At 42.0% G+C, this 23,142-nt stretch carries 18 protein-coding genes and 1 pseudogene; 16 read left to right on the top strand and 3 right to left on the bottom strand.

The window, feature by feature from the left end:
- Positions 1 to 151: 151 nt before the first annotated feature.
- A complete protein-coding gene (locus tag AC1D69_RS19350) occupies positions 152 to 730 on the bottom strand; it encodes an LOG family protein (RefSeq protein ID WP_495457785.1) in 579 nt (192 codons plus the stop codon).
- A 224-nt stretch (positions 731 to 954) separates the two neighbouring features.
- Complete coding sequence (locus AC1D69_RS19355; RefSeq protein ID WP_495457786.1) at positions 955 to 1,800, bottom strand: alpha/beta hydrolase family protein; 846 nt, start codon at positions 1,798 to 1,800, stop codon at positions 955 to 957.
- A 256-nt stretch (positions 1,801 to 2,056) separates the two neighbouring features.
- Between AC1D69_RS19355 and AC1D69_RS19360 the strand changes: the two genes are divergently transcribed.
- The 13 genes and pseudogenes from AC1D69_RS19360 to AC1D69_RS19420 all read left to right on the top strand — a co-directional run bounded on the left by AC1D69_RS19360 (position 2,057) and on the right by AC1D69_RS19420 (position 17,015).
- Positions 2,057 to 2,902: a L,D-transpeptidase family protein gene (locus AC1D69_RS19360; protein ID WP_495457787.1), complete on the top strand. Its 846-nt coding sequence runs from the start codon at positions 2,057 to 2,059 to the stop codon at positions 2,900 to 2,902.
- A 56-nt stretch (positions 2,903 to 2,958) separates the two neighbouring features.
- Entirely contained in the window at positions 2,959 to 3,843 is an 885-nt protein-coding gene (locus tag AC1D69_RS19365; RefSeq protein ID WP_495457788.1) for a hypothetical protein, read from the top strand.
- 945 nt (positions 3,844 to 4,788) lie between these two features.
- On the top strand, positions 4,789 to 6,522 hold the full coding sequence (locus AC1D69_RS19370) for an extracellular solute-binding protein (protein ID WP_495457789.1): 1,734 nt from the start codon (positions 4,789 to 4,791) through the stop codon (positions 6,520 to 6,522).
- A gap of 71 nt (positions 6,523 to 6,593) precedes the next feature.
- The gene (locus AC1D69_RS19375; protein WP_495457790.1) at positions 6,594 to 7,493 is read left to right on the top strand and encodes an ABC transporter permease; all 900 of its coding nucleotides are present in this window, start codon (positions 6,594 to 6,596) and stop codon (positions 7,491 to 7,493) included.
- A gap of 91 nt (positions 7,494 to 7,584) precedes the next feature.
- Positions 7,585 to 8,427, top strand: a complete 843-nt coding sequence (locus tag AC1D69_RS19380; RefSeq protein ID WP_495457859.1) for a carbohydrate ABC transporter permease — start codon at positions 7,585 to 7,587, stop codon at positions 8,425 to 8,427.
- A 224-nt stretch (positions 8,428 to 8,651) separates the two neighbouring features.
- The gene (locus AC1D69_RS19385) at positions 8,652 to 10,277 is read left to right on the top strand and encodes a sensor histidine kinase (protein WP_495457791.1); all 1,626 of its coding nucleotides are present in this window, start codon (positions 8,652 to 8,654) and stop codon (positions 10,275 to 10,277) included.
- Entirely contained in the window at positions 10,264 to 11,883 is a 1,620-nt protein-coding gene (locus tag AC1D69_RS19390; RefSeq protein WP_495457792.1) for a response regulator, read from the top strand. The genes AC1D69_RS19385 and AC1D69_RS19390 overlap by 14 nt, the downstream gene beginning before the upstream one ends.
- Before the next feature lie 428 nt (positions 11,884 to 12,311).
- A pseudogene (locus tag AC1D69_RS19395) lies at positions 12,312 to 12,808 on the top strand (histidine phosphatase family protein).
- Between the two features lie 197 nt (positions 12,809 to 13,005).
- Positions 13,006 to 13,521 carry a hypothetical protein gene (locus AC1D69_RS19400; RefSeq protein WP_495457793.1) on the top strand — a complete coding sequence of 172 codons (516 nt, stop codon included), beginning with the start codon at positions 13,006 to 13,008 and terminating at the stop codon, positions 13,519 to 13,521.
- A 331-nt stretch (positions 13,522 to 13,852) separates the two neighbouring features.
- Positions 13,853 to 14,155 carry a hypothetical protein gene (locus AC1D69_RS19405; protein ID WP_495457794.1) on the top strand — a complete coding sequence of 101 codons (303 nt, stop codon included), beginning with the start codon at positions 13,853 to 13,855 and terminating at the stop codon, positions 14,153 to 14,155.
- Positions 14,156 to 14,349: 194 nt separating this feature from the next.
- Complete coding sequence (locus AC1D69_RS19410; RefSeq protein ID WP_495457795.1) at positions 14,350 to 14,889, top strand: hypothetical protein; 540 nt, start codon at positions 14,350 to 14,352, stop codon at positions 14,887 to 14,889.
- 657 nt (positions 14,890 to 15,546) lie between these two features.
- Complete coding sequence (locus tag AC1D69_RS19415) at positions 15,547 to 16,425, top strand: serine/threonine protein kinase (protein ID WP_495457796.1); 879 nt, start codon at positions 15,547 to 15,549, stop codon at positions 16,423 to 16,425.
- 38 nt (positions 16,426 to 16,463) lie between these two features.
- A complete protein-coding gene (locus AC1D69_RS19420; protein WP_495457797.1) occupies positions 16,464 to 17,015 on the top strand; it encodes a GNAT family N-acetyltransferase in 552 nt (183 codons plus the stop codon).
- Positions 17,016 to 17,305: 290 nt separating this feature from the next.
- Here the strand turns inward: AC1D69_RS19420 and AC1D69_RS19425 are convergent, their stop codons facing one another.
- Entirely contained in the window at positions 17,306 to 17,995 is a 690-nt protein-coding gene (locus AC1D69_RS19425; RefSeq protein ID WP_495457798.1) for an Ltp family lipoprotein, read from the bottom strand.
- Between the two features lie 311 nt (positions 17,996 to 18,306).
- Here AC1D69_RS19425 and AC1D69_RS19430 point away from each other — a divergent pair, with 311 nt between their 5' ends.
- The 3 genes from AC1D69_RS19430 to AC1D69_RS19440 all read left to right on the top strand — a co-directional run bounded on the left by AC1D69_RS19430 (position 18,307) and on the right by AC1D69_RS19440 (position 23,087).
- Positions 18,307 to 20,028: a cache domain-containing sensor histidine kinase gene (locus AC1D69_RS19430; protein WP_495457799.1), complete on the top strand. Its 1,722-nt coding sequence runs from the start codon at positions 18,307 to 18,309 to the stop codon at positions 20,026 to 20,028.
- Positions 20,025 to 21,626, top strand: coding sequence for a response regulator (locus AC1D69_RS19435; protein WP_495457800.1), 1,602 nt, complete (start codon positions 20,025 to 20,027; stop codon positions 21,624 to 21,626). The genes AC1D69_RS19430 and AC1D69_RS19435 overlap by 4 nt, the downstream gene beginning before the upstream one ends.
- A 114-nt stretch (positions 21,627 to 21,740) precedes the next feature.
- The gene (locus tag AC1D69_RS19440) at positions 21,741 to 23,087 is read left to right on the top strand and encodes an ABC transporter substrate-binding protein (RefSeq protein ID WP_495457801.1); all 1,347 of its coding nucleotides are present in this window, start codon (positions 21,741 to 21,743) and stop codon (positions 23,085 to 23,087) included.
- Positions 23,088 to 23,142 lie beyond the last annotated feature (55 nt).

Genomic DNA, 23,142 nt, shown 5'->3' on the forward strand with positions numbered 1-23,142 from the left:
AAAATTAAATTTAAAATAATGAATCTTTTAAATATATAAATGCGGACGTCAATGGTATGGGAATCTGAGGATTTCCCATACCATTGACGTCCGCATATTGCTCTGGAATTCCTATTGTAGCTTCCACGAATTATTGAGATCTAGATTGCTGCTAATTGAGCTGTTTCCATTTGGTATCCATCACTTGTGGAACATAGTGTTCCATGCGTTGGATAAGGTCTATAGGGTCACTAGAAACATTGATTAGACTTAGATTCGAAGTGTTAGAGAACCCCTCTTGTACACTGTAATTGATCATGTTCAGAAGTGGGTCGAAATAACCACTAACATTTAAAATTCCAATTGGCTTGCTGTGTATTCCAATCTGAGACCAGCATAAAACCTCGAATAGTTCCTCATATGTTCCGAATCCTCCGGGAAGGGCAATAAACCCATCTGCTAATTTCCCCATCGTGGCTTTGCGCTCGTGCATGCCTTCAACTTCAATTAATTCGGTTAATTGTTGATGCACAATTTCGCCTTTAAATAACCCTTTGGGCATAATGCCCGTCACTTCTCCACCATTAGCGAGTACGGTATTTGCAATCACACCCATAAGTCCCTTGTTGGATCCACCATAGACTAAGCGATATTGTTCTTGGGCCATATAATTACCAAGCTCAGCTGCCTTGAGTTGATACTCCGGACGTTCTCCTAGATTGGAGCCTGCAAAAACACAAATTGACTTCATCTCATTCACTCCGATCTATCTGTGATTATATTAGCTATTATTTTATTATACAGAAGAACGTATCAATATTTGTTAAATTAATGTGTTCATTTCATCATCATACCGATGATGTTGCCATCAAGGAATCAACCACTACTGAGAAATAATATGGTCATAAAAATGAGACCTGAGACTGTATGACTGGAATATTTTCCTAGTAGAATGGAAATGGGTAAAGGATATCCCTAATGTGATTGATCTATCCACTGAAACATTCGTTCAATGGCGACAAGATGAGTGTTAAGTGGGAGATGGTGATCGCCCCCTTCATACGGATGGAATTCAACGGGTACCCCTACTTCCATAAGCTTGTTATACATATTCAGTCCGTGACTGAAATCGACTTGAGTATCCTGAGTGCCATGCATGATCAGTACTGGGCAATGAATCTGTTGTACCATATCGATAGGTGAGCGTTTCTTATAGGATTCGGGTGTTCTGGTGGGTGTACCCCCAATGACGCGTTTTAACATTTTTCGTAGATCGATTCGTTCTTCATACGTTTGTGCGAGATCCGACACCCCACCCCACAAGATTAATCTATGAACGTTAGGAAGGGTTGCTGTCGTGTGTGTGGCATTGATTGAACCTCGTGAGAATCCCATGATAGAAATTCGATTGGCATCTACAAAAGGGAGATTCTCAAGAAGGCGATAAGCAGCAAGAACATCCTCTTGATCGCTCCCCCCGAATTCATCACGACCTTCACCACCCTCATTCCCTCGATAGGTGGGCGCAAAGATAATATGACCGGAATTTGAAAATTGCTCGAGCCAGTCGGTCCTAACTCGGCCTACTTTACCGATGCCTCCACGACAATAGATCAATACAGGCCATTGTTTAGATCGAATATCTTGCTGTGCTGGCAGATAAGAGCAGGATAACTGTGTCACTGGAAGATCAGTAGAAGAACCTATGGATTGATGAATAAGGGTTTCCAATTCTGAGATGGGTAGGTCATAACCATAAGGGAAGCTAAGATACCCTTTTACCCTCAGACCATCGGATATGTATGTCATGTGTGTAATCATATTTTATCAGCTGCCCCTAGTGTTTGTGTGATGTGATTTATTGTCGCATATTCTATTCTTATACCCTAATTGGCTGGAATCAAGTCATTTGTTCAGTTATTTGTTGAACTCATTTTCAAATATAAATAAGTCTCACATATTGATTTGGATATCTGTTGTAGGACGGACTTCACATTAATATATTAGTTAAAAAAGGAGGTCGTGCGTACTGTCTCATTATGTTCAACGCATCTTTGCGTTTACAGTTGTAATTCTTTTGCTATGGGTCAATCCATTTGCAGAAAGAGTAAGTGCAGCAAGTGCAAGTTCATTCGGTTCGGATCTAATTGTGGTGAATAAGAAGACCAATACATTGGCTTTCTTTAGGGATGGGAAATTGGAAAAGAAATATGCGGTTGCTACTGGAAAGGATCCCGAACTAACTCCTGAAGGGAAATTCAGGATAGCGAACAAAATCAAAAATAGACCGTATTACAAAGAAAAAATTCCTGGAGGAGACCCGCGCAATCCATTGGGAGATCGGTGGATCGGACTAGAAGTAAATGGTACCATGGGAACAACGTATGCCATACATGGAAACAGCAATGAAAATTCGATTGGTAAGTATGTCAGTGCTGGGTGCATTCGCATGCACAATGCTGAGATACATGAACTGTTCACACAAGTGAAAGTAAACTCATATGCCGTTATCACTTCTTCTAACCTAACGTTTGAGCAGATTGCAGAGAAGAATGGGTATGTATTGGGACTTAAGGTTATTGAGGGCAAAGTAGTGATAAATGGTGAAGAACGAAAACTAAATAATCCACTTGCAATCGTCGATTCACGTATTTTCATACCGATGAGAGAATGTTTAGAAATGTTAGGAGCTCAAGTACAGTGGAACAATAAAACACAGACGACAACCATCATCATAGGTGGTCGAACGATAACTCACAAGCCACTGACCAACCAAGCGACAGTGAATGGAAAAGCGATCACGATTACACCTTCCATTTATCAGGGCACAACGATCATGCTCCCACTGCGTAATATTTTAGAGTTATCTGGAATTCAAGTAACATGGGACAGTAAGAATAATGCCATCATCATGTCAAATTAATAAGAAGTAGGGCCACGAAAGTGGCTTTTTTTGTGTGATAAATAAGTTACTCTTTAATGAATAAAAGCGAGTGGAAAGAGGGAATGTTTACAAATTTCACGAATGTAATAAAGAGCGTCATGAATACAGATGTGGGGGAAGAATCTGCGAAGGGTGCCGCAGATATTACGTTATGTGAAATTCTGGTAAAGTTTAAAACAACTAAACCGAATAGATCGATTATCTTAGAAAACAAATATTTTTATAGTTGGGAAGTGAGAATAAGCGTGAAGGACAGGATGAATCAAATAAGAGTGAGGTCATATTTAGACTTTACAATACAGCAAAAATTACTTCGTGTATTGTTTGTATTTTCGTTAGGGTTAATATTGGGTTTTTTGGCTAAATATGCGGATACTGTTTCCATTAACGCAGACAGTAAAACTATACATAGATTTTATACATATGGATTAACTATTATCAGAGAAATCACAACCAGTCTAGGAATTTGGGTTCTAATAGGCACAATTCTCGCTTCGAGGAGTCGTTCTCCCAAAGCTGCGGCACTACATGTATTTATATTCTTCGTAGGAATGCTGGTAGCGTATTATTCTTTCTCTACTGTATTGTTTGGTTTCTTCCCTAAATATTATTTTTTTGCTTGGGGTATTTTTGCTGTGTTATCGCCAATTTGTGCGTATATTATATGGTATGCCCGCGGAAGTGGTTGGATTGCTGCTTTTTGTTCAGCACCTCCGATAGTTTTACTTTTGATAAATGGAGATGGCTTCTATCATACTCATTCTCTACTTCAAGGCTTTGATTTGTTTTTGGCAATATTGTTATTTATCATTCTCCCAAGTAACAATATGCAACGTTTGCGTGTATTACCTTTTGTTGCAATTATGTATTTATTATGTAGGAATTTGAATCTGATATCCCTGTTCTTTGGGTGGGTATGATTATTGTTACGCATAACCTTGATCAATTTGAGTATTAATTCGAAGAGGAGTTAGACTAGGGACATAAAGGAAACTTACATATATATGAAAGTGAATTCGAAGAAGGCCACAACATCACTTAAACAGAACATTCCTAAGTCGTCGCTTTCGCTCCTAGGTCACCAAGAGGGATTTCGGAGAAGTGGAATCAGGTGACACATGTAACTGTCTAATTCTAATGACCCGTTCCCTTCGGTCACTTAAGCCACTTGAACGTCAGGAATGCCAAACCGTTAGTACGCCAAGAAGCTTGGCTCATCTGAAGAGGTGAAATTCCTTGTGGGGCAAGGTCTAACCAACTACCTCTATCGAGTGTTGCGCTGACACAGGTAACTGCTAAGTGAAGTGTACACAGAGAGCCATGTAGGTGCCAAAAGGAGATGTACCTCCTGAAGTATATTCAGTCTCGTCAATGTAGTTCGGGAAAAAGAACAAAGAACAGACGACATGTTTAACGTCACGGAAGTCCAAGCAAGAGAAACGTTAAAAGAAAATACGAAGTGCGTTTTTTTTTTTTGGAGGTAAGATTCTGGAGGGTCTGTCGTGTCATGTATGGAGAGATGAGTCAGGAACTTGGGAGTCCCTAAGAGCTCCTACTCCAAGGAGTAGGTAGGCTCGACAAGCGAAAAAGAGGAAAGCTGATGGCGATTAGGGAATCGGATCTATTCATAGTACTCCGAGATCGGGAGAGCCGATTACATGGGGAAGGGACGTGTGCGCCAAGTAGGTTATGTCATTTAGCAGGTGGTAACCCTGCCTAATAAGGGAACTACAGCCTGAATCAGGAGCTTGTTTTGGTCAACGGAGGTTAAGTAAAGTAAAAATGTGAACGTTGTTAATAAATATTAGTTACTCCATAATGAAAGCGTAACCAAAGTGCGACTACAATTGAATTGGGGGTTGAATATGAAAACGGGTATAAAGAATGGATCAGTTTGGTTTAAGAGAACTTCAATCTTGCTGTTGTTTTCACTGTTGCTGGCCGCATGCTCTGGAGAAGGAGGGTCCAACAACGGAAATAAGGACAAGGATTCAACGGATAACCAGAATCAGAATCAGAACGTGGTGGTGGATGAGAGTCCGCTTGGGAAATATGATCCCCCGATTGAAGTATCATTTGTCAGACACTTGAGCGATGTCGTGGAGAATAATGTGCTGGGCGTACTGAAAGACGAAACCGTCGAAGATAATCGCTGGTCACAATTGTATGAGGATCAGCTAGGCATCAAAATAAAGTATGACTGGATCGTTAAAGGCGACGACACCTCAGATCAATACCTTCAGAAAATTAACGTAACGCTAGCCTCCGGGGATTTACCGGATGTCATTCCGGTGAATGCTACACAGCTTAAGCAATTAGCGGATTCAGACCAGATTGAAGATATGACAGAGTTGTACGAAAAATATGCTTCCCCGTTCACTAAAGAAGTGCTCTCGGGAGAAGGAACGAGCGTTTTTGATGCAGCGTCCTTCGAGGGAAAGCTGATGGCGATTCCTAATCTAGAATCTTCAATTGAACGGTCGATGTACATCTGGATTCGTACGGATTGGCTGGAGAAGTTAGGGTTACAGCCGCCTAAGACTATGGCAGATGTTCTCGCCATAGCGGAAGCCTTTACGGAGAAGGATCCGGACGGGAACGACAAGAAGGATACTTTTGGTCTTGGACTCACCAAAGATTTATGGGGTGGAGCAATGGGGCTTGAGGGATTTATGGCCGGATATAATGCCTACCCGAATATTTGGGTGGATGATGGTACGGGCAAGCTCGTATATGGCAGCATTCAGCCTGAAGTAAAGAAGGCGCTTCAGGTGTTACAGGATATGGCCAAAAAAGGGCAGTTGGACCAGGAGTTCGGGGTTAAGGACGGAGGCAAGGTCTCCGAGTTGATATCTGCAGGCAAGATTGGGATGGAATACGGAGAGCAATGGAACTCCATCTGGCCACTTCAACTCAACCGGGACAATGATCCAAATGCACAGTGGCAGGCATTCCCGATCGTCTCTGAATCAGGGGAAACGCCAAAGGTGCCGCTTAAATTTAGCACAACCCGTTTCTTTGCTGTCAAGAAAGGTGCCGCACACCCGGAAGCGGTAATCAAATTGTTCAATATGCATCTGGAGAAGAACTGGGGCGAGACTGCTGAATTCGGCAAGTACTTTGCGCCTCCGGAAGCTGAAAGTGTATGGCAACTATCGCCGGTAACGCCATATCCAGTTACGAAGAATGTAGATGCTTTCAGAGAGATTGATGCCGCCCGTAAAGCTGGTGATTTCTCCAAGCTGGTGGGAGAAGCCAAGACGATTCAGGAAAAGTTAGAGTCGTATGCATCGGGATCGAAGGAAGGCTTCGCATTGTGGGGCTGGGAGCGGATTTACAGTGAGCAGGGTTCCATGGGTATAGCCGACCAGTACATTAAGAACGACCAGTTCTTGCAGGAAAAATTCGTCGGCGCTCCGACTCCGACAATGGTAGAGCGCAAAACGACGCTTGATAAGCAGCAAAATGAGATGTTCGTCAAGATCATTTTAGGAGAGCCTATTGAGAAATTTGACCAGTTTGTGAAGGATTGGGGAAAGCTGGGTGGAGACCAAATTACGCAAGAGGTCAACGAATGGTACGAATCGACTAAAAGATGATTTGCCTTGGAGGAAGAAATCAACGGTTTCTTCCTCCATTCCATTCTTGCTTGCACATGTGGAGGATAAAAATGAGAACGAAACTATTAAAAGAATTACCGCTTCATTTAATGCTTTTGCCGGGATTGGTGATGATAGTCTTATTTTCGTACGTTCCAATGGCGGGCGTAGTGATTGCCTTCCAAAAGTTCATTCCTGCCAAGGGTTTGTTCGGGGACCAGAAATGGATCGGCTGGGATAACTTTGAATATGTGATGAACTTGCCGAGTTTCACGCAAATATTGTGGAACACACTGTTTATTTCGAGTCTCAAGCTTATTCTGGGTCTGATTATTCCAATTATATTCGCCGTGCTTTTGAACGAACTCAAGAACAATGTGATTAAACGGTCCGTACAAACAGCGATTTATTTACCGTATTTTTTATCCTGGGTTGTACTTGGAGGCATATTGATCGATATTCTTTCTCCTTCCGGAGGAATTGCAAATGAATTTCTTGGATTATTTGGAATTTCGAAGATCTTTTTCCTCGGTGACAACGACTGGTTCCCCTTTACACTCATCGCTTCGGATGTCTGGAAGAACTTTGGATATGGGACGATTGTGTATCTGGCAGCAATCACCGGCATTGATCCGGGGTTATATGAAGCGGCCACGATTGATGGTGCCAACCGCTGGCGTAGAACATGGCATATCACCATTCCGGGAATACGGATGGTCATCGTGCTTTTGTCGGTACTGAGTTTGGGACAATTGTTAAATGCCGGATTTGATCAGGTATTTAATTTATATAGTCCGCAGGTATATGAAAGCGGTGATATCCTGGACACCTTTGTGTACCGGATCGGTTTGCTGGATGCGCAGTACGGCGTGGCAACCGCTGTTGGTTTCTTTAAATCGGTCATATCGCTTACTTTAATTTCAAGCTCGTATTTACTGGCCTACCGGTTTGCAAAATATCGGATTTTTTAGAGGAGGGAGTACCTTGGAGCAAAGGCTAGCGCCCAATCAGGCAGAATTAACTGTCAGTCACAAGAAAAAACGCTTAGACTGGATTTCCATAATGAATGCCGTATTTCTGATCTTCGTATCACTGCTTTGCCTTTTGCCTTTGATTCATATCATAGCCGTATCATTCAGTTCAAGCGCGGCGGCTTCCGCAGGTTACGTAAGACTCTGGCCTGTCGATTTCACTTTTGCTTCCTATATGTATACGATGAGCCGTAATGAATTTTGGCAATCTATGCTCGTTTCTCTGACACGGATCGGTATCGGAACTCCGCTGAATCTACTTTTGACCATTTTGGTTGCTTACCCGTTATCAAAGGAATCGCATGCTCTCCGGTTCCGAAGCATCTATGCCTGGACCTTTTTTATTACGATGCTGTTCAACGGAGGTTTGATTCCCTGGTACATAACTATCAAAGAGTACGGCTTGCTTGATTCGATCTGGGCGCTAGTGCTGCCCGGTGCGGTTCCCGTGTTCAGTGTCGTCCTGCTGCTTAACTTTTTTCGGGAGATTCCGAAGGAACTTGAAGAAGCAGCGCTCATTGACGGAGCAGGCCATTGGAGGATTGTGTGGTCCATTTTTGTGCCGATTTCGAAGCCAGCACTTGCTACGCTTGCCTTGTTTTCGATGGTCGAGCATTGGAATAGTTGGTTTGACGGACTGCTACTTATGGGGAGTCCGGACCACTATCCGCTGCAAAGTTATATTCAGACGATCGTAATCCAACAGAACCTGTCGAACATGTCGCGCGATGCAATGCTCAACCTGGCACTTATTTCGGACCGGACCTTAAAATCGTCCCAAATTTTTCTTGGTTCGCTTCCAATCATTCTGGCATATCCGTTTTTGCAGAAATATTTCGTTAAAGGCATCGTTCTCGGCAGTGTGAAAGGGTGACAGTGGGAAGGTTTCAAATATAATCTGTTTGTCTCCTTAAATCTGGGATATAATTGAAAGAAATTACTTTGGAGGTATCGGCATTGTTTTTCCAAAAGGACTTTTCGCTGCGGAACACGATATTTCTACGATTGATTGTGACCTTTCTTCTAATTATGCTGCCTATTCTGTTGTTTGCGGTCTATCTATACCAATGGATCGTGCAAACCACAAGCGCGGACATTATGAAGACTTCGAATGCTCAAACCGTATTCTACCTAAACGATATGGAAAATGAGATAGACCGGATAAAATTGCTGCAGTACAGCCTGCTGGAGGATGAATATCTGAACAAGCTGGCTCTGACTTGGGAAACGCTGACGACGATTGACCGCACGGTGAACCTCAATTCGCTGATGAAACGGCTGTTCACCGTTCAAAACAGCAGTATGTATATTAAGGATGTAAAAATCCATATCTTGTCCATCGGCAGAACGGTTTCAGCCGTTGGCGGAGTGCGGGAATTTGAATCCGAACGCTTCCATGAAATCCGCTCCGTCTTTGGAGAACGCGGTTCCCAGATCATTGAATGGCACGGAGGATTTTTTCTTAACGCTATGAAGCAGGCGGGAATAAAGGGAGCGGAGCCATTGTTCACGGTGGAGATCGAGCTTGATACCCAAAAGCTTCAATTAGCGCTAGGACAATTCAACACGTATCCCGGCAGCGGCACGTTGCTGCTGTCGGATAGTGCTACCGTTGCCTTGTCCAGCGTGACAGGGACGTTGGCGGAGGCCGACCAGTTTTTGTACCATCGGCAAATACGTTTGGTTTCATCTGGCGAAAGGTTAATGATTGATAGGGACCAATATTATATTGTTCAGGCTAGCTCATCGAAATTGGGATTGTCCATTTACCGTATTATTCCGGAAGGGGTCATTAAGACCCCTATAAGAAAATTTTATATATGGGCCTGGGTATTTGCCATAGCTGCGCTCGCCATCATTATTGCTTTTGCACTATCCACCTACAAGTTTATCCATAAGCCAATGTTGACCCTGGTGAAGAGCTTCAGGAAAATGGAGCAAGGGGCATTGGATATTCATATCGCGCATGGCTCCAATGATGAGTTCCGTTACTTGTACAAGAGCTTCAATCAGATGGCCGCAAATTTACACTCCTTAATCGACCAGGTATACAAACAGAAGATTATGGCGCAAAGAGCGGAGCTGAAACAGCTTCAATCGCAGATTAACCCGCATTTTTTGTATAACAGCTTCTTTATCCTCAACACCATGGCAAAAACGGGCGACACAGAACGGATCGAACAGCTCACGACACTTCTCGGCGAGTATTTTCAATTTGTGACCAGAAATGCATCCGATGTGGTTTCGATGGAACAGGAGATTCATCATGCAAGAATGTATACGGAAATTCAAGCCATGCGATTCTCCAGACGGATTCAAGTCCATTTTGAACCGCTGCCGGAAGAGCTTAGGACAGTACTTGTCCCCCGATTGATTGTTCAGCCTATTATTGAAAACGTGTTCAAGCATAGTCTTGAGAAAAAGATCATGAATGGCCTAATTATTGTCCGTTTTGAACAGGAAGGTCTCGAAATCCGCATTATTATTGAAGACAACGGTGAACAGTTGACTGATGAAGCATTAAAGAAAATGAAGAAGACCCTTGAGGTTTATCAGGACCAGGCCGAGACGACGGGGATGGTGAACATTCACCGGCGGATTCGCATTACATTTGGTGAGAAAAGTGGATTGCGGGCCAACCGAAGTGAGTTAGGGGGACTTAAGGTGACAATCCTGCTACTGGCTGGAGGTGACGACACTGATGTACAGAATGCTTATCGTTGATGATGAAGAAATTATCACGGATGGCCTTGCAGTTATTTTTGGAAAAATGAACCTCGAACTGGATCTTTATAAAGCGTACTCCGGTCAAGAAGCACTGAGTCTGCTGGGGAGTACGAGAGTGGATATCGTCTTATCTGATATTTGTATGCCTGGAATGGATGGGCTGGAACTGATGAAAAAAATTCACCTGAACTGGCCGCAGTGTAAAGTGGTTTTTCTGACGGGACACAGTGACTTTGATTATGTCTATCAGGCAATTCAAGCCCCGGGTGTTCAATATGTGTTGAAAAACGAAGGGTATCCGAAACTGATTGAGGCCGTAAAGCGGGCATTGAAGGAATTGGATGACACCATGAGGGTGAACAATCTAATCCGCCAATCGAGAGAGCAACTGGATACGCTTGAGACATTGGCTCAAGGAGAGTATTTCCGCCATCTTGTCCATAGTATCAAACTTGAGCAGAATGTGGAGGAAGATTTCAAGCAATTGCGCATACCGCTGGATGCATCTATACCCGTTTTGATTGCACTCGGCAGTTTATCTTATCCGCAATCATCCCAATCGTATGCCGACCGCCAGGAGTTAGCTCTCGCGGTTAAGTTTCTGTCGGAGAGGCTGCTGAAGGAGAGGACGGTCTGTCTCGGGATAATCGATCGACACGGAGATCTGATCTGGCTCATTCAGCCGGATCGGCAAAAATACGCGGACAAACCGGACACCTTTGAACAGACAGTTATATTTCTGGAAGGAACGTTCGAATTAATTCAGCAAGCATGTCTGGAATCACTGGATATAATGGTTACCGTTACGCTGGGCGTAGAAGAATCAGCCTGGGTCTCGCTCCCTTTTTCATACGAGAAAATAAGACAATTCCAGCATTACCGGGTCGGTGATGGAAACCGGATGGTCCAGAAGGTGCTACCAATGGAGCCTGTATTGCCTGACTCCGTTCGTGACCGGTCATTGCGCGACAAATCCGAGACGCTGACCGCACATTTGGAGGCTGGAAGAAAAAGTGAATTTTTCACGCTTTTTGACGAGATGGTCGAACCTGCCGGTCATGAATCGGAGAGGGGAAGTCCTTACCTCACAGAGTTGTATTTCACCGTAGCACTGATACTTATGTCTTATATCAACAGGTGGGAAGCAGATGAGCAGATAGGCGCGCACGGTTTAGTACAATTGGAGAAACACCGTTCTTGGGAAATAGCTTTCGGCTTCTTGAAGGACAATGCGAATTTCCTCTTCTCGATCAGAAAAAACAGGGAGCAGAAGAGGGCGGCCAGTGCCATCGACAAGGTGTGCTCATATATTGAAGATAATATTAGTCAAGACCTATCACTTGTGCGATTGGCAGATGTGATCCATTTCAATCCCTCCTATTTGTCCCGTCTGTTCAAGCAGGAACGGGGCGTTAATCTGTCAGAATATATTGAGGAAATGCGAATCGGCCAAGCCAAGGAACTGCTCAAAAAAAAGGAACTGAAGGTGGCTGAAGTCGGTTCGTTAATCGGGTATGTGACGCCGCAGTCGTTCACCCGTTTTTTTAAAAAATGGACTGGGATAACACCACAGGAGTACCGGGTTGATATGCAAAGTAGTTAAACCTGCGACTCTCCCAAAAGGTAAGCGTCAGCAGTATCCGTCTTTACTTTACGAAGTTGAGACTTCCTAAGCCGATACCCGGGAAAAGTAGATCAAGAACGGCGCGAAAATGAAGCTGTGTTTCACCATGCAGTCCAGTCCAACGCTGGCATTGGCGACATATAACAAGGAGCTGTTGAATATATTCGCTAAGCTCAAAGTCTAACGACCCTTTTCTTACGGTCACTTAAGTTATTTGAATATCAGGAATAAAGTAAAAAAACCAAGACAAACTGTAGCTGTTGTCTTGATTTTTAATATAAATACTAATTTCGAATTGATTAAAAGTTTTGGTTTAAGCATCTACTCTTTCTGCTTTACGCGTCTGTCTTGTATGGATTTTTTTCATTGCAAATCTTGCTATAGGCTGAGCATTGAAGGAGCACTATATGGCGACTATAGCACTGATAAGGCATGGTTGTACCAGTTGGAATAAAGAAGGACGAGCACATGGGAACTCTGATATTCCGCTGGATCAGGATGGGGTTAATCAAGCAGAACTTTTAGCGACGAGATTAAGATCAGAGGATTGGAATCATATTTATTCAAGTACTTTAGCAAGAGCAAAGCAAACTGCTCTTATTGTAGGGAGGCTATAGGAGTAGATATACACCTTGATGATCGTCTTCGGGAAAGGTCAGGAGGATTGATTGAAAGTACTACTGAAGAGGAACGAATAGAAAAGTGGGGAACAGGTTGTAGAGAATTAGATCTTGGACTTGAGCCAATTGAGATATTCCAAAAAAGAGGTGGAGAATTTTTAGAAGAAATAATGATGAAGCACCAAGGAGAAAAGGTGTTGGTGGTTTCTCATGGTGCCTTAATTCAATTTAACTTTATCAAGTTAGTTCCTGATTTTCCTACTAAACATTTTGGGAATACATAGCATCTCTTCAATTTTGCTTGCCCCTGAAACAATGAATTGTGTAGATTCATAAAATGCGTCGCCTCTGCCTGCGGCAATTTCGGGGAAGCAGATTCAGGAGATTCCACTTAAGATAAGAGCAATCTAAAGCTGGATCGTGTGTTGCTGATGCGAGAAAGTTAAGCGAAATATCCAAAGCATAGAAAGTGAGGAACCCAATGAACAACAGAAGGATTTTCTGGAGTCTAGGGTTATTGATGATAGTGATCATTGGACTTGTTTATTATTATAATTTATCGCCAGAAATTTCTAAAGACGATTTAGTTATTGAAAGTGAAATTCAAAAGTTTGACAAGGATATGTATCTAGTAGAGTTAGCAATAACTCGAACGAAAAAAGAAACGAAGTCTAATTTTATTTATCCAGTAATTCAAGGACTTGGGAATCTCTCCTTTATAGAGAAAGATAATTTATATAGTCCTTCTTCCATTGGAACAGACTTTGAAAGTTATGTAATACTGAATAATGAAATCAAGAGTGAACAGTTAAAGCTAGATGAAATAGGGTTCTCTGTACCAGGTGAGATTGGAACTTATATGATGAAATTCACACTAAGTAACTTGGGAGATATCCAAATGCTAAAAAATCCAAGTATTTATTATGTTCATAAAGAAGAGAAGTTTGGAAAAAAATTAAATTGGATAACAAAAGTACCTATAAAAACAATTGATTAAATGGTTTAGAAGATGTCGGATACATTCGTACGCTTCTCGGTCACCAAGAGTATTTTCTGAGAAGTGGAATCAGGCGACACATCCAACCGGCTAAGTCTGACGACCCGGACCTACGGCCCTTAAGCGCTTGGACGTCAGGAATGCGCAACGTTATTATGAAAGAGATGCAGATTAAGAGAAAAGTTCATTTTTTACAGCTGGTTCTAACTGTAGTTGTACTGTTTTTTTAAGGCAAGAAAGGGAGAAGATTCATAGATGTCCGTAACTACTTAACAGAACACTCATACATTGACGCAACATACTGACAGAATTGTCATGGAGGAATAAATATATGAAAACTGATGGGTGGATTCCTCTCGATGAATTAAATGATAGTCAATATATTTGGACAGGGACGAAAGTTAGATTGTATGGTGTTGGTCTAAATGTGAAGGACAAGGCTGAAGACTATTGTGATTACCTAGTATCATATATCTACGATAATAATGAATACTTACAATTAACTAACCTATCTCATGGCGAAGCAGGAAATATTATCTGTGTCATAAAAAAGGATGAACCAAACCAATATTCATTAGGTAGAACTCTAAAGGAAATGATGGGAATTAAAGATACATGTGTACTGTTTGAATGAGTAGCTGTCATTCCCTTCGGTCACTTAAGCCGCTTCAATGTGAGGAATGCGCAAGTTATGTGGAAGATCAGCTATAAGTCAAATCATCTAAACTTAGGAATTCATATGGAAGAGTTTATTGAATTAATTAGTTTGATAGAAATAGAGATTAGATCCAATGAAATTTATTGTGAATTAATTGATAAGGGGGAAATTTGAAATTGAAGTTTTTATATTTAACAATATCGGCCATTTTAATATTTTTAATTGTTGGTTGTTCACAGCAACAAACCTTTGAAACTTTTTTTCATCAAAAGATGGAGCGTATGCATATTGGGGAACAAGATTATTTCTACAAGCTTGTTTACAAGGAATTTAATGTAGTACATCATGATGATGTGGTGGCAGTTTTTAAAGAAAATAATAAACATGGAGAGCAAATTTTTATAGCTTATTTTGAGAAACAGGATAATCAATGGAGTTGGATACAGACAATAGGGGCTGAATGGGATTCCCCAGTGAAATGGTCTTCAATGAACCAAACACCTTTTATATACTTTGGTACAATAAGTGGCAATTCGATTAGCGAAGTATATGCAGGTGATGAAACTGGGGTAATCGTTGATGTTGAAGAGGATAAGAAGTTTTGGTATGCAATTAATCCTATTAAAGATGTGGAAGTAATGGTGGTAAAAGAAGATGGTACTAAAGAAATTATTAAGAATATTAATCATGAAGAAGTATCAAGTAAATAATTTCAAGAAATGGCTTACTTATATTCAAACGATACGATAGTTAGAGCAGCATTAGTGAATGGAGTATATCCCCATATCTATGGCGAGTTAAATATAGACTCTGTATTAAGAACAAGTGATTTTGATCCTAATAGATGGAATATTTTCATTACCCCAACATCGCATTCAACGCTGGGTGTTGGAACCAGCCCGGCCATGGGGTACGGAAGGGATATTTCAGGGAGGCAAATTCACCGGATACATTCAGTCGGCTAAGTGGCGTATTTGCACAAAAACAACTGAAGGAATTTCCAAATACCATCGTATCGTATTGTAAATAAATTACAATTAGGTGGAACATGAAAGCTTTGGATTACTTAAGAAGAGTCTATTATAGGCTTTGTTATTATTATCAGAAATTTCAAATTGATTGTAATGTCTTTTGTAGTTGTTGGAATCGTTGATTATTTTTTTCTTTCAATAAGTATTCAAAGGGACATCGTGATCACAACAATCTTAGATGAAATGATGGTTTTTTATGGAAGGAAGAATTTCAGGATGCAGATAATAACGGAAAGATTAGTACTGAGGGATTATAGTTCAAATGATTTGAATAATTTAATGTTACTTAAGTCTAATAGGTTAGTTTCCTTAAAAATCAATTTTCAGGAGGAATAAATGAATATTAGTCATATTACTTACAATATTGACGAAGTAACATTTCAATTAAAGGAAGATATCGATTTTAGTTGGCTACTAAAATTAGGTTATGTATTTGCAGTATTCGATCAACAGGATTCAGGTAATATCTGTTTTGGAGTGGAGAGTGAAGGGCAGAAGAAGTTTGTTAAATACGCTGGTACCAGGCCTGTTGATTATCAAGGAGAACCCTCCGAAGCAGTATCGAGACTGAAAGATGCAATTCCTTTATATTATGAACTCAAGCATTCTTGTTTAATAGAAATCTTGGATCATTTTAGTGTTAATGGTGGTTATGGTTATGTTGCAATTTTCAAATGGTTTAATGGCGAATGCCTTCATTCTCACTGGTCGTATCCTCCTCCAGCTAAATACACAAATCCCGATTCTCCCTTTTATAAATATAAGCACTTATCGATCGAGCAAAGATTGAACTCATTAGAACGTATTATTGATTTTCACGTATTTGTAGAAGAAAAGGGATATGTTGCAATAGATTTTTATGATGGAAGTATACTTTATGATTTCTTGAATCATGAAACTAAAATTTGCGATATTGATTTTTATCACAGAAAACCATTTTACAATAATATGGGAAGGCTTTGGGGGTCTTCAAGATTCATGTCACCTGAAGAATTTGAATTAGGAGCAGAAATTGATAGCCGAACGAATGTTTATAATATGGGTGCCATTGCGTTTGGGCTATTAGGTGGTGAGCTTGATAGGTCCTATGAGAAGTGGGAGGCCAACCAAGAACTTTATAATGTTGCTTACAATGCAATTAACGAAGACAAGCTAAAGAGATATCAATCGATTAGGGAATTTTTAAATGCTTGGAATAAAAATAAGGAATGCTGAGATGCAATGATAATAAAAAAAATAAAGGATGTGTCTTAATGTCACGACTTTTTGGTGATCGCATAATTCTGAGAGAGTATTGCAAGGAAGATTTAAAATTTATAAGACAATGGTGTAATGACCCGGAAATCGTAGATAATCTATCCGATATATTCTTATTTCCGCATACAGTAAACGGAACAGAACAATATTTAAATTCAATACTTGAAGGGAAGACAGAGCAGAAAGGGTTTGTAATTGCACACAAAGACACTGAGGAGTACATTGGACAGATTGATTTATTTAGAATGGATTGGAAAAATAGATCGGCTGAACTAGGAATAGTGATTGGAATTAAAGAGTACCTTGGCAAGGGATATGGTACTGAAGCAATAAAAACGCTACAGGATTTTGTGTTTAACAGATTAAATTTAAATCGATTACAATTGGAAGTACATGATTTTAATGAAAGAGCTTATAGATGTTACTTAAAGTGTGGATTCAAAGAAGAAGGAAGATTAAGAGAGAAGAATTTTATTAATGGACGATATTCGGACACGATTACTATGAGTATATTGAAAAGAGAATATGAAGAGTTAAATAACCGGTAACAGAGACTGTACAATGAACTAACTATCAGCTGTGTTTGCTGCAACGCATATTACATAAAGATAAATTTCATATGTCACTATGATTGAAGATTAGAATTAGTGTAAAAGATAGTAGTGATTCTTAAGAAAATAGTAGAGACCACCGGATTAAATCCTAAGTGGTCTTTTTTTTACCAAATTTATTACTATTGACTCATGTTAATATTCTTGTATGATACCCACACTGGGCATGTGGTCCTTACGTTAGAGCATAGGGGATTCAAGACTTTTGCTACTCTCGTTTTTATATCTTATTCTAAATTATCTATTGCGTATTGCGCTTCTTCCTTACTGAACTTTTCTCCGTATTCCGAAATCAATTGATCGTAAATAGCCGAATCTGACATACTCATAGATTCTGCATATGAATGTGCCTTTTTTAATGCATTTTCTTTCCAATCGAATACAATGTTATCGATAGCATATTGAGCAGCTTCTGGAGGGAAGTTCTCTCCATATTCAGAAGTCAACTGTTCATAAATTCCTGCCTTTGACATCTGCATAGTTTCTGCATATAACTCTGCTTTCTTTAACGCCGACTTATGTTCTCTAGGGACACTTTCCTCTTTAGCCAATTCTTCAGCCGCAAGCTTCGCTTCAGCATCTGCCTTATCTTTAGCTGCTTGATCTGCCTTATCTTTAGCTGCTTGATCTGCTTTATCTTTAGCTGCTTGATCTTCTTTCTGTTTAGCATCATCTTCTGCTTTGGTAGAAGTTTCATCAGCCTTTGCGGACACAACTTTTTCATTATTAGTGCTGGAGATAGGTTCCGTTTTAGCGGTTGGGCTAGCTATAAGGGCCACTATAAATAAAATAAAGCACGCCAATGAATACAAGAACTTTTTCTTTGCTGTACTCTTTTTCTTAATCAAAGATACAACCCCTAGTATGATTAATATAACAAATGCTAAAAAACTTATAAGACTAATAAACATCCACATTTTTTATAATCCTCCTAATTTCAATGACATAAGACAAATATAGTCTATCAGAACTAGGTAAATATATCCATAATATATTATATTTTTAAGATTTATACGAAGCTTAAAAAATAATTTAATTTTAAATAATCGTATTAGATAAATTATGTAAAGCGATTTTACATACAAGATTATTTGATTATGTAATACCCAATGGATGTAATTAATATATTTAAGTATCAGAATTGCATGTTCAGGGGGGACTTATTATTAATGGGAGCTGGAGGCGCTTTCAGTCCATTCGCAGTAAGCTAATTGCTACTTTACTAATAGTGATTGCGGCACCTACGTTGATTGTACTCTACAATTACTTCAAGACATCGGCTAGAGTGGTGGAGCGGGAGGTATATGCAGCCAACCAGAGCCTGATTGAACAGGCGGCTTTGACGATTAATGATAAAGCTAAACGGATGATTCAAGCCACCTATTTGCTAGAAACGGATATGGCCCAGACTTACGGAAACCGCACCTTTAATTGGGACTACGGGAATGTGGAGGCAATGGGGGCGATCTTTCAGATCCAGAAGCGGATGGGATATTTGCGTGACATTCTACTGGATGATAGCTCTTTTATAGGACTAGCTGATGCGGATGCGAATATTGTAACAACATTGAATAATTTCAACCGTAAGGCCGCCAGCGATATCATCCACGAACCTTGGTTCAAGGCAGGTATAGACGGAAAAGGGTACCCTTACTGGAAGAAAGCCTATCGGCTCCCAGTAAATCTGGGATACACCAACAACGGACCGAATAAGGAGTTCATGTTGCTGGCACGGTCTTTCTCTTTTGAATCCTCCATCCACGATTCAGGTCTGGCTGTAGTAGGCATACCTGTAAGCCAGTTTTATGGGGAAACCTCCCAAGGACTTCCTAATAATACGCAGCTGCTCATTCTGGATCAGAACGCAACCCTGTATGACATTTATGGGAAGAAGCAGTACTCGCTGACGAAGCAGCAGCTAAGAGACAGCGAAACAAGTCCGGCGGTGATGAAGAAGTTGACGTTACATAATAAGGCTTATTTGATGAATTTGGCCACCGTACCACAGATCGGCATTTCTATAGTGTCGCTGCAGCAGATGGGGGACTTCTCAGCCCAGTTGGATAATTCCCGGACGAAATCGATTGCCCTGTTCCTGTTGTTCTTCTGCGTCGGAATCATTATAGTGATCTACATTCTGTTGCGCCTAACCAAACCGCTGTATACGCTAGTACGTTCCATGAGCCGGGTGGGCAGCGGGAATTTCAGCACCAAGGTGGAAGTACGGGGGAAGGATGAGGTTGCGATGCTCGGCAGCCGTTTCAATAAAATGGTGTCCCAGCTGGAGGAATTGGTTCGGCATGTGGCAGAGGAGCAGCGGGACAAGGAGGAGGCGCATTTCCAAGCACTCCAAGCACAGATCAATCCCCACTTTTTGTTCAACACACTGAATTCAATCAAGCTGATGGCCATGTTATCCAATACCAACCGTAACGTCAGCGATATGATTACAGCATTAGGCAAGCTGATGGAATTCTCCATGAAGCAGAATACACTGTTTGTTACGTTGGGGCAGGAGCTGGAATATTTGGAGTTGTACATGTCGCTACAAAAAATCCGGTATCACGACAACATTACCGTCTCTATTAAGGTCCCGGAAGAACTTCTGGAATGCACCGTACTGAAATTCACACTTCAGCCGCTAGTCGAGAACAGCATTATTCATGGCTCGCAGGTGCCCCTGCACATCCGCATTGAAGCCGAACACCGTGATCAATACATACTGTTGCATATCCGGGATAACGGAAAAGGAATTACTCCTGAGAAAATCCGTGCAATCTCCAATCAGTTGACACAGGATCATGTGAAGACAAGTGGCATCGGCCTGCTCAATGTAGATCGGAGAATCAAAATCCATTGTGGACAGGAATGCGGGCTTCAGTTATCGCAGCAGGATGACGGTGGTCTTCAGGTGACGGTTCGTATCCCACATCGGAAGGAGCAGGAATGATGACAACAAAGGTGTTGATTGTGGACGATGAGATTCTGGTCCGGGTGGCGATAAAAACGCTGATTCCTTGGGAGGAGCAAGGATTCGAGGTGATCGGGGAAGCGACGAACGGGGTGGAAGCTCTGGAGATACTCAGCCGTAAGTCCTGTGATATTATTCTAGCTGATATCCGGATGCCGGAGATGAACGGGTTGGAGCTGATGAATCATGTGCGCGTGAGATGGCCAGCTACAAAGGTAATCATTTTATCGAACCATAACGACTTTGAATATGTGCAGAAAGCGCTGCGTCTGGGGGCGGTGGATTATACGCTTAAGCTCGCTTATACCCCTGAAGAGCTACTCGATAAGTGCAAGCGGATACAGCAGTCCTTACGTAACGAACAGCTGAAGCGTAGGGAAAAACACAAGCTCGAGTATAAAATACAGCATTTGGAACGGAAATCCACCGAGTTGATTCTACTCGATTTGTTGGTCAAGCAAGGTTCCCAGCTAGAGGTGGACAACCTGCAAAGAGACGGACTTCTTCCACCGTTTGTGCTAAATGGCTGTCGTGTAATTGTGGCGGGAGTGGATCACTACCAGCAGGTGTTGGAGGAGAACCGATTTAAAAGCGAGCAGTTGCTGATGTACACGGTCAGCAATATCTTGGCGGAAATCATGAGGAAATACGGGGATTTCCAGTTGGTGGATATGTATAATCACAAGCTCGTGATCCTGTGCGGTGCCTATTCAGAAGAGATGTTAGATGAACTATGGGAAGCGGTGGGAACCTTTGTTAAAGTGAATGTTAGCTTCGGTGTCTCTGGAACCAGCTTCAGCCCATACCAATTAAATGAAGGCTGTCGGCAAGCGGAGCAGGCGCTGGAACGGCACTTTTTCCATCCTACGAGACATGTGCTGTATCCGTTGGACAGCTTGGACGAGGTGCGCGACAAGTTCAGCATTTTGCAGAACGGACATTGGACCGACTTACTGGAAAGGGCCGGAGAAGATGTCATTCTAGAGGAACTACGGCAGTGGACCCATCAGTTGCAGAAGGAAGAGGGAATGGGAGTCGCCTGGGTAAGGGAGCAGTGGTTGCAATGGCTACATTTGATCTGCCAGCAGATGGGACAGCCTGAACATATTCTCTATGTCATGCCGGAATATCAGGGGAGATACCCCTTTGATGTGATCCGTAATGCCGAAACGCTCCAGGAAATCAGTAACTGGTTTCTTGGCTGGCTTCCCGAGGCGGTCGCTATTGCGAGACAGAACAAACAGCCGGTATACCGAGATGAGGTGACGCAGATTATTAAGATAATGGAAGAAGAGTATGCTTCATCCCTTAAAGTGGCTGACCTGGCCCAAAAAGTAGGGTTTGCGGAAAACTACCTCAGCGTAATGTTCAAAAAGGAGACCGGCGTGAAAATTGTGGATTATCTGACGCAAATCCGTATGCAGAAGGCAAGAGAGCTACTGCGCAATCCCACGTACAAAATATATGAAATCTCGGAAATGGTCGGTTACACCGATTCCAATCATTTCAGCAAGTATTTCAAGAAAGTAGAAGGATTATTTCCGCTCGAATACCGCAAAGTCATGACAGGCAGGTAAACAGGTAGCTTGGAAATTCCCTCTTAGAACAAAGAATATGCCGTTCGTTATTCGGCAGTGATTTGTTATAACTAAGTTGTAGTTCCGTCCTATACAACGAAAGGGGAAATGATAATGAAGCGAGGATTACTATTAAGTCTGACATCCGTTCTGCTGGCTGGCTCGATGTTAAGCGGATGTGGAGGTAATAACGGAGACTCGGCCAATACGTCGCAGGAGAGCACGAATGCTTCTGGCGGTTCGAAAAAGATAGAACTTAAATGGTGGGGCGGCGTGCCAGAAGAGAATGGACCCAAGGCGGTAGTAGACCGCTGGAACGCCGAGAATCCTGATATTCAGGTCGAATATGTTCGGTTCGTCAATGATGACCCGGGGAACGTGAAACTTGAAACCGCGCTACTCTCTAATACGGATGCTCCCGATCTATTCGTGAACTATGCCGACGCCCAATTGGATCATCGCATAAAGGCCGGAATGGTGGAACCATTGGAGGGTTTGATTGAATCTAGTGGGTTTGATCTAGAGGGAATCATCGGCTCGGAGAACATTACGAAAGTTGACGGCAAGATATATAACCTTCCAGGGTCTAGAGATGTGCGTTACGTTGCCTTCAATAAAGCTTCCCTCGATGCTGTGGGTGAGCGGGTCCCGGAACCGGGCTGGACATGGGATGAATATGAGGCATTGGTCAAGAAGCTGACGAAAGAGGGGCAATATGGTGCCTTTCTTAACCCGATCTTAGAACCGATTGCTACAGATGTGTTGAACTCAGCACAATCCAAGGATTCCTCTTATGCTGCGGACGGAAGCTCTAACTTCGATCATGAATCATTCCGCAAGGGTCTGGAAATGCAAAAGAGGTTGTTTGACGCCAAAGTTCTTATGCCTTATGCGGAAGGGGTTGCGAATAAGGCGCAGCCTCAGGATGAGTTGCTGAACGGTAGAGCGGCATCTACTTATACTTCCGCCTACTTTGTCCGTTACATCAAGGATGACACCGCTTATCCGAATCGAGATTATCAGATTGCCTTTGCGCCGATGCCTCAGTGGACGGCAGGCAGCAATGTGAATAATTCGAAGTTAAATGATATGACCTCAATCAATGCCAAGAGTCCGAACAAGGAAGCTGCAATGAAGTTCCTGAGCTGGTTCCTTGTAGAGGGCAATACCGAGATGCTGCCGGGCGGGCGGATTCCATCCAGTAAGAAAGCCGATGTCAACCAGATAGCGGAAGCTATTATGGGCGATAAGGCAAAGTACTTTGATGTAGATTCGTTCGTGAAGCTGCTGAACACGCAATACATCACTGCAGAAGTTACTCAAACGGCCGGCTTAACCGAAATGCGCAAAGCCGTTCTTGAAGAAGCAGAGACATATTTCATGGACGCACAGGATTTGGATACAACGGTTAAAACGATCAAGCAACGGGCCGATGAAGCGATTGTCGCGGCAAAGAAATAATTCAAAGCTATCTCCGAGCTATCCGGAGATGGCTTTTTTTGCTATCTGGGGAATA

The sequence above is a fragment of the Paenibacillus sp. Y301 genome, from assembly GCF_059445505.1.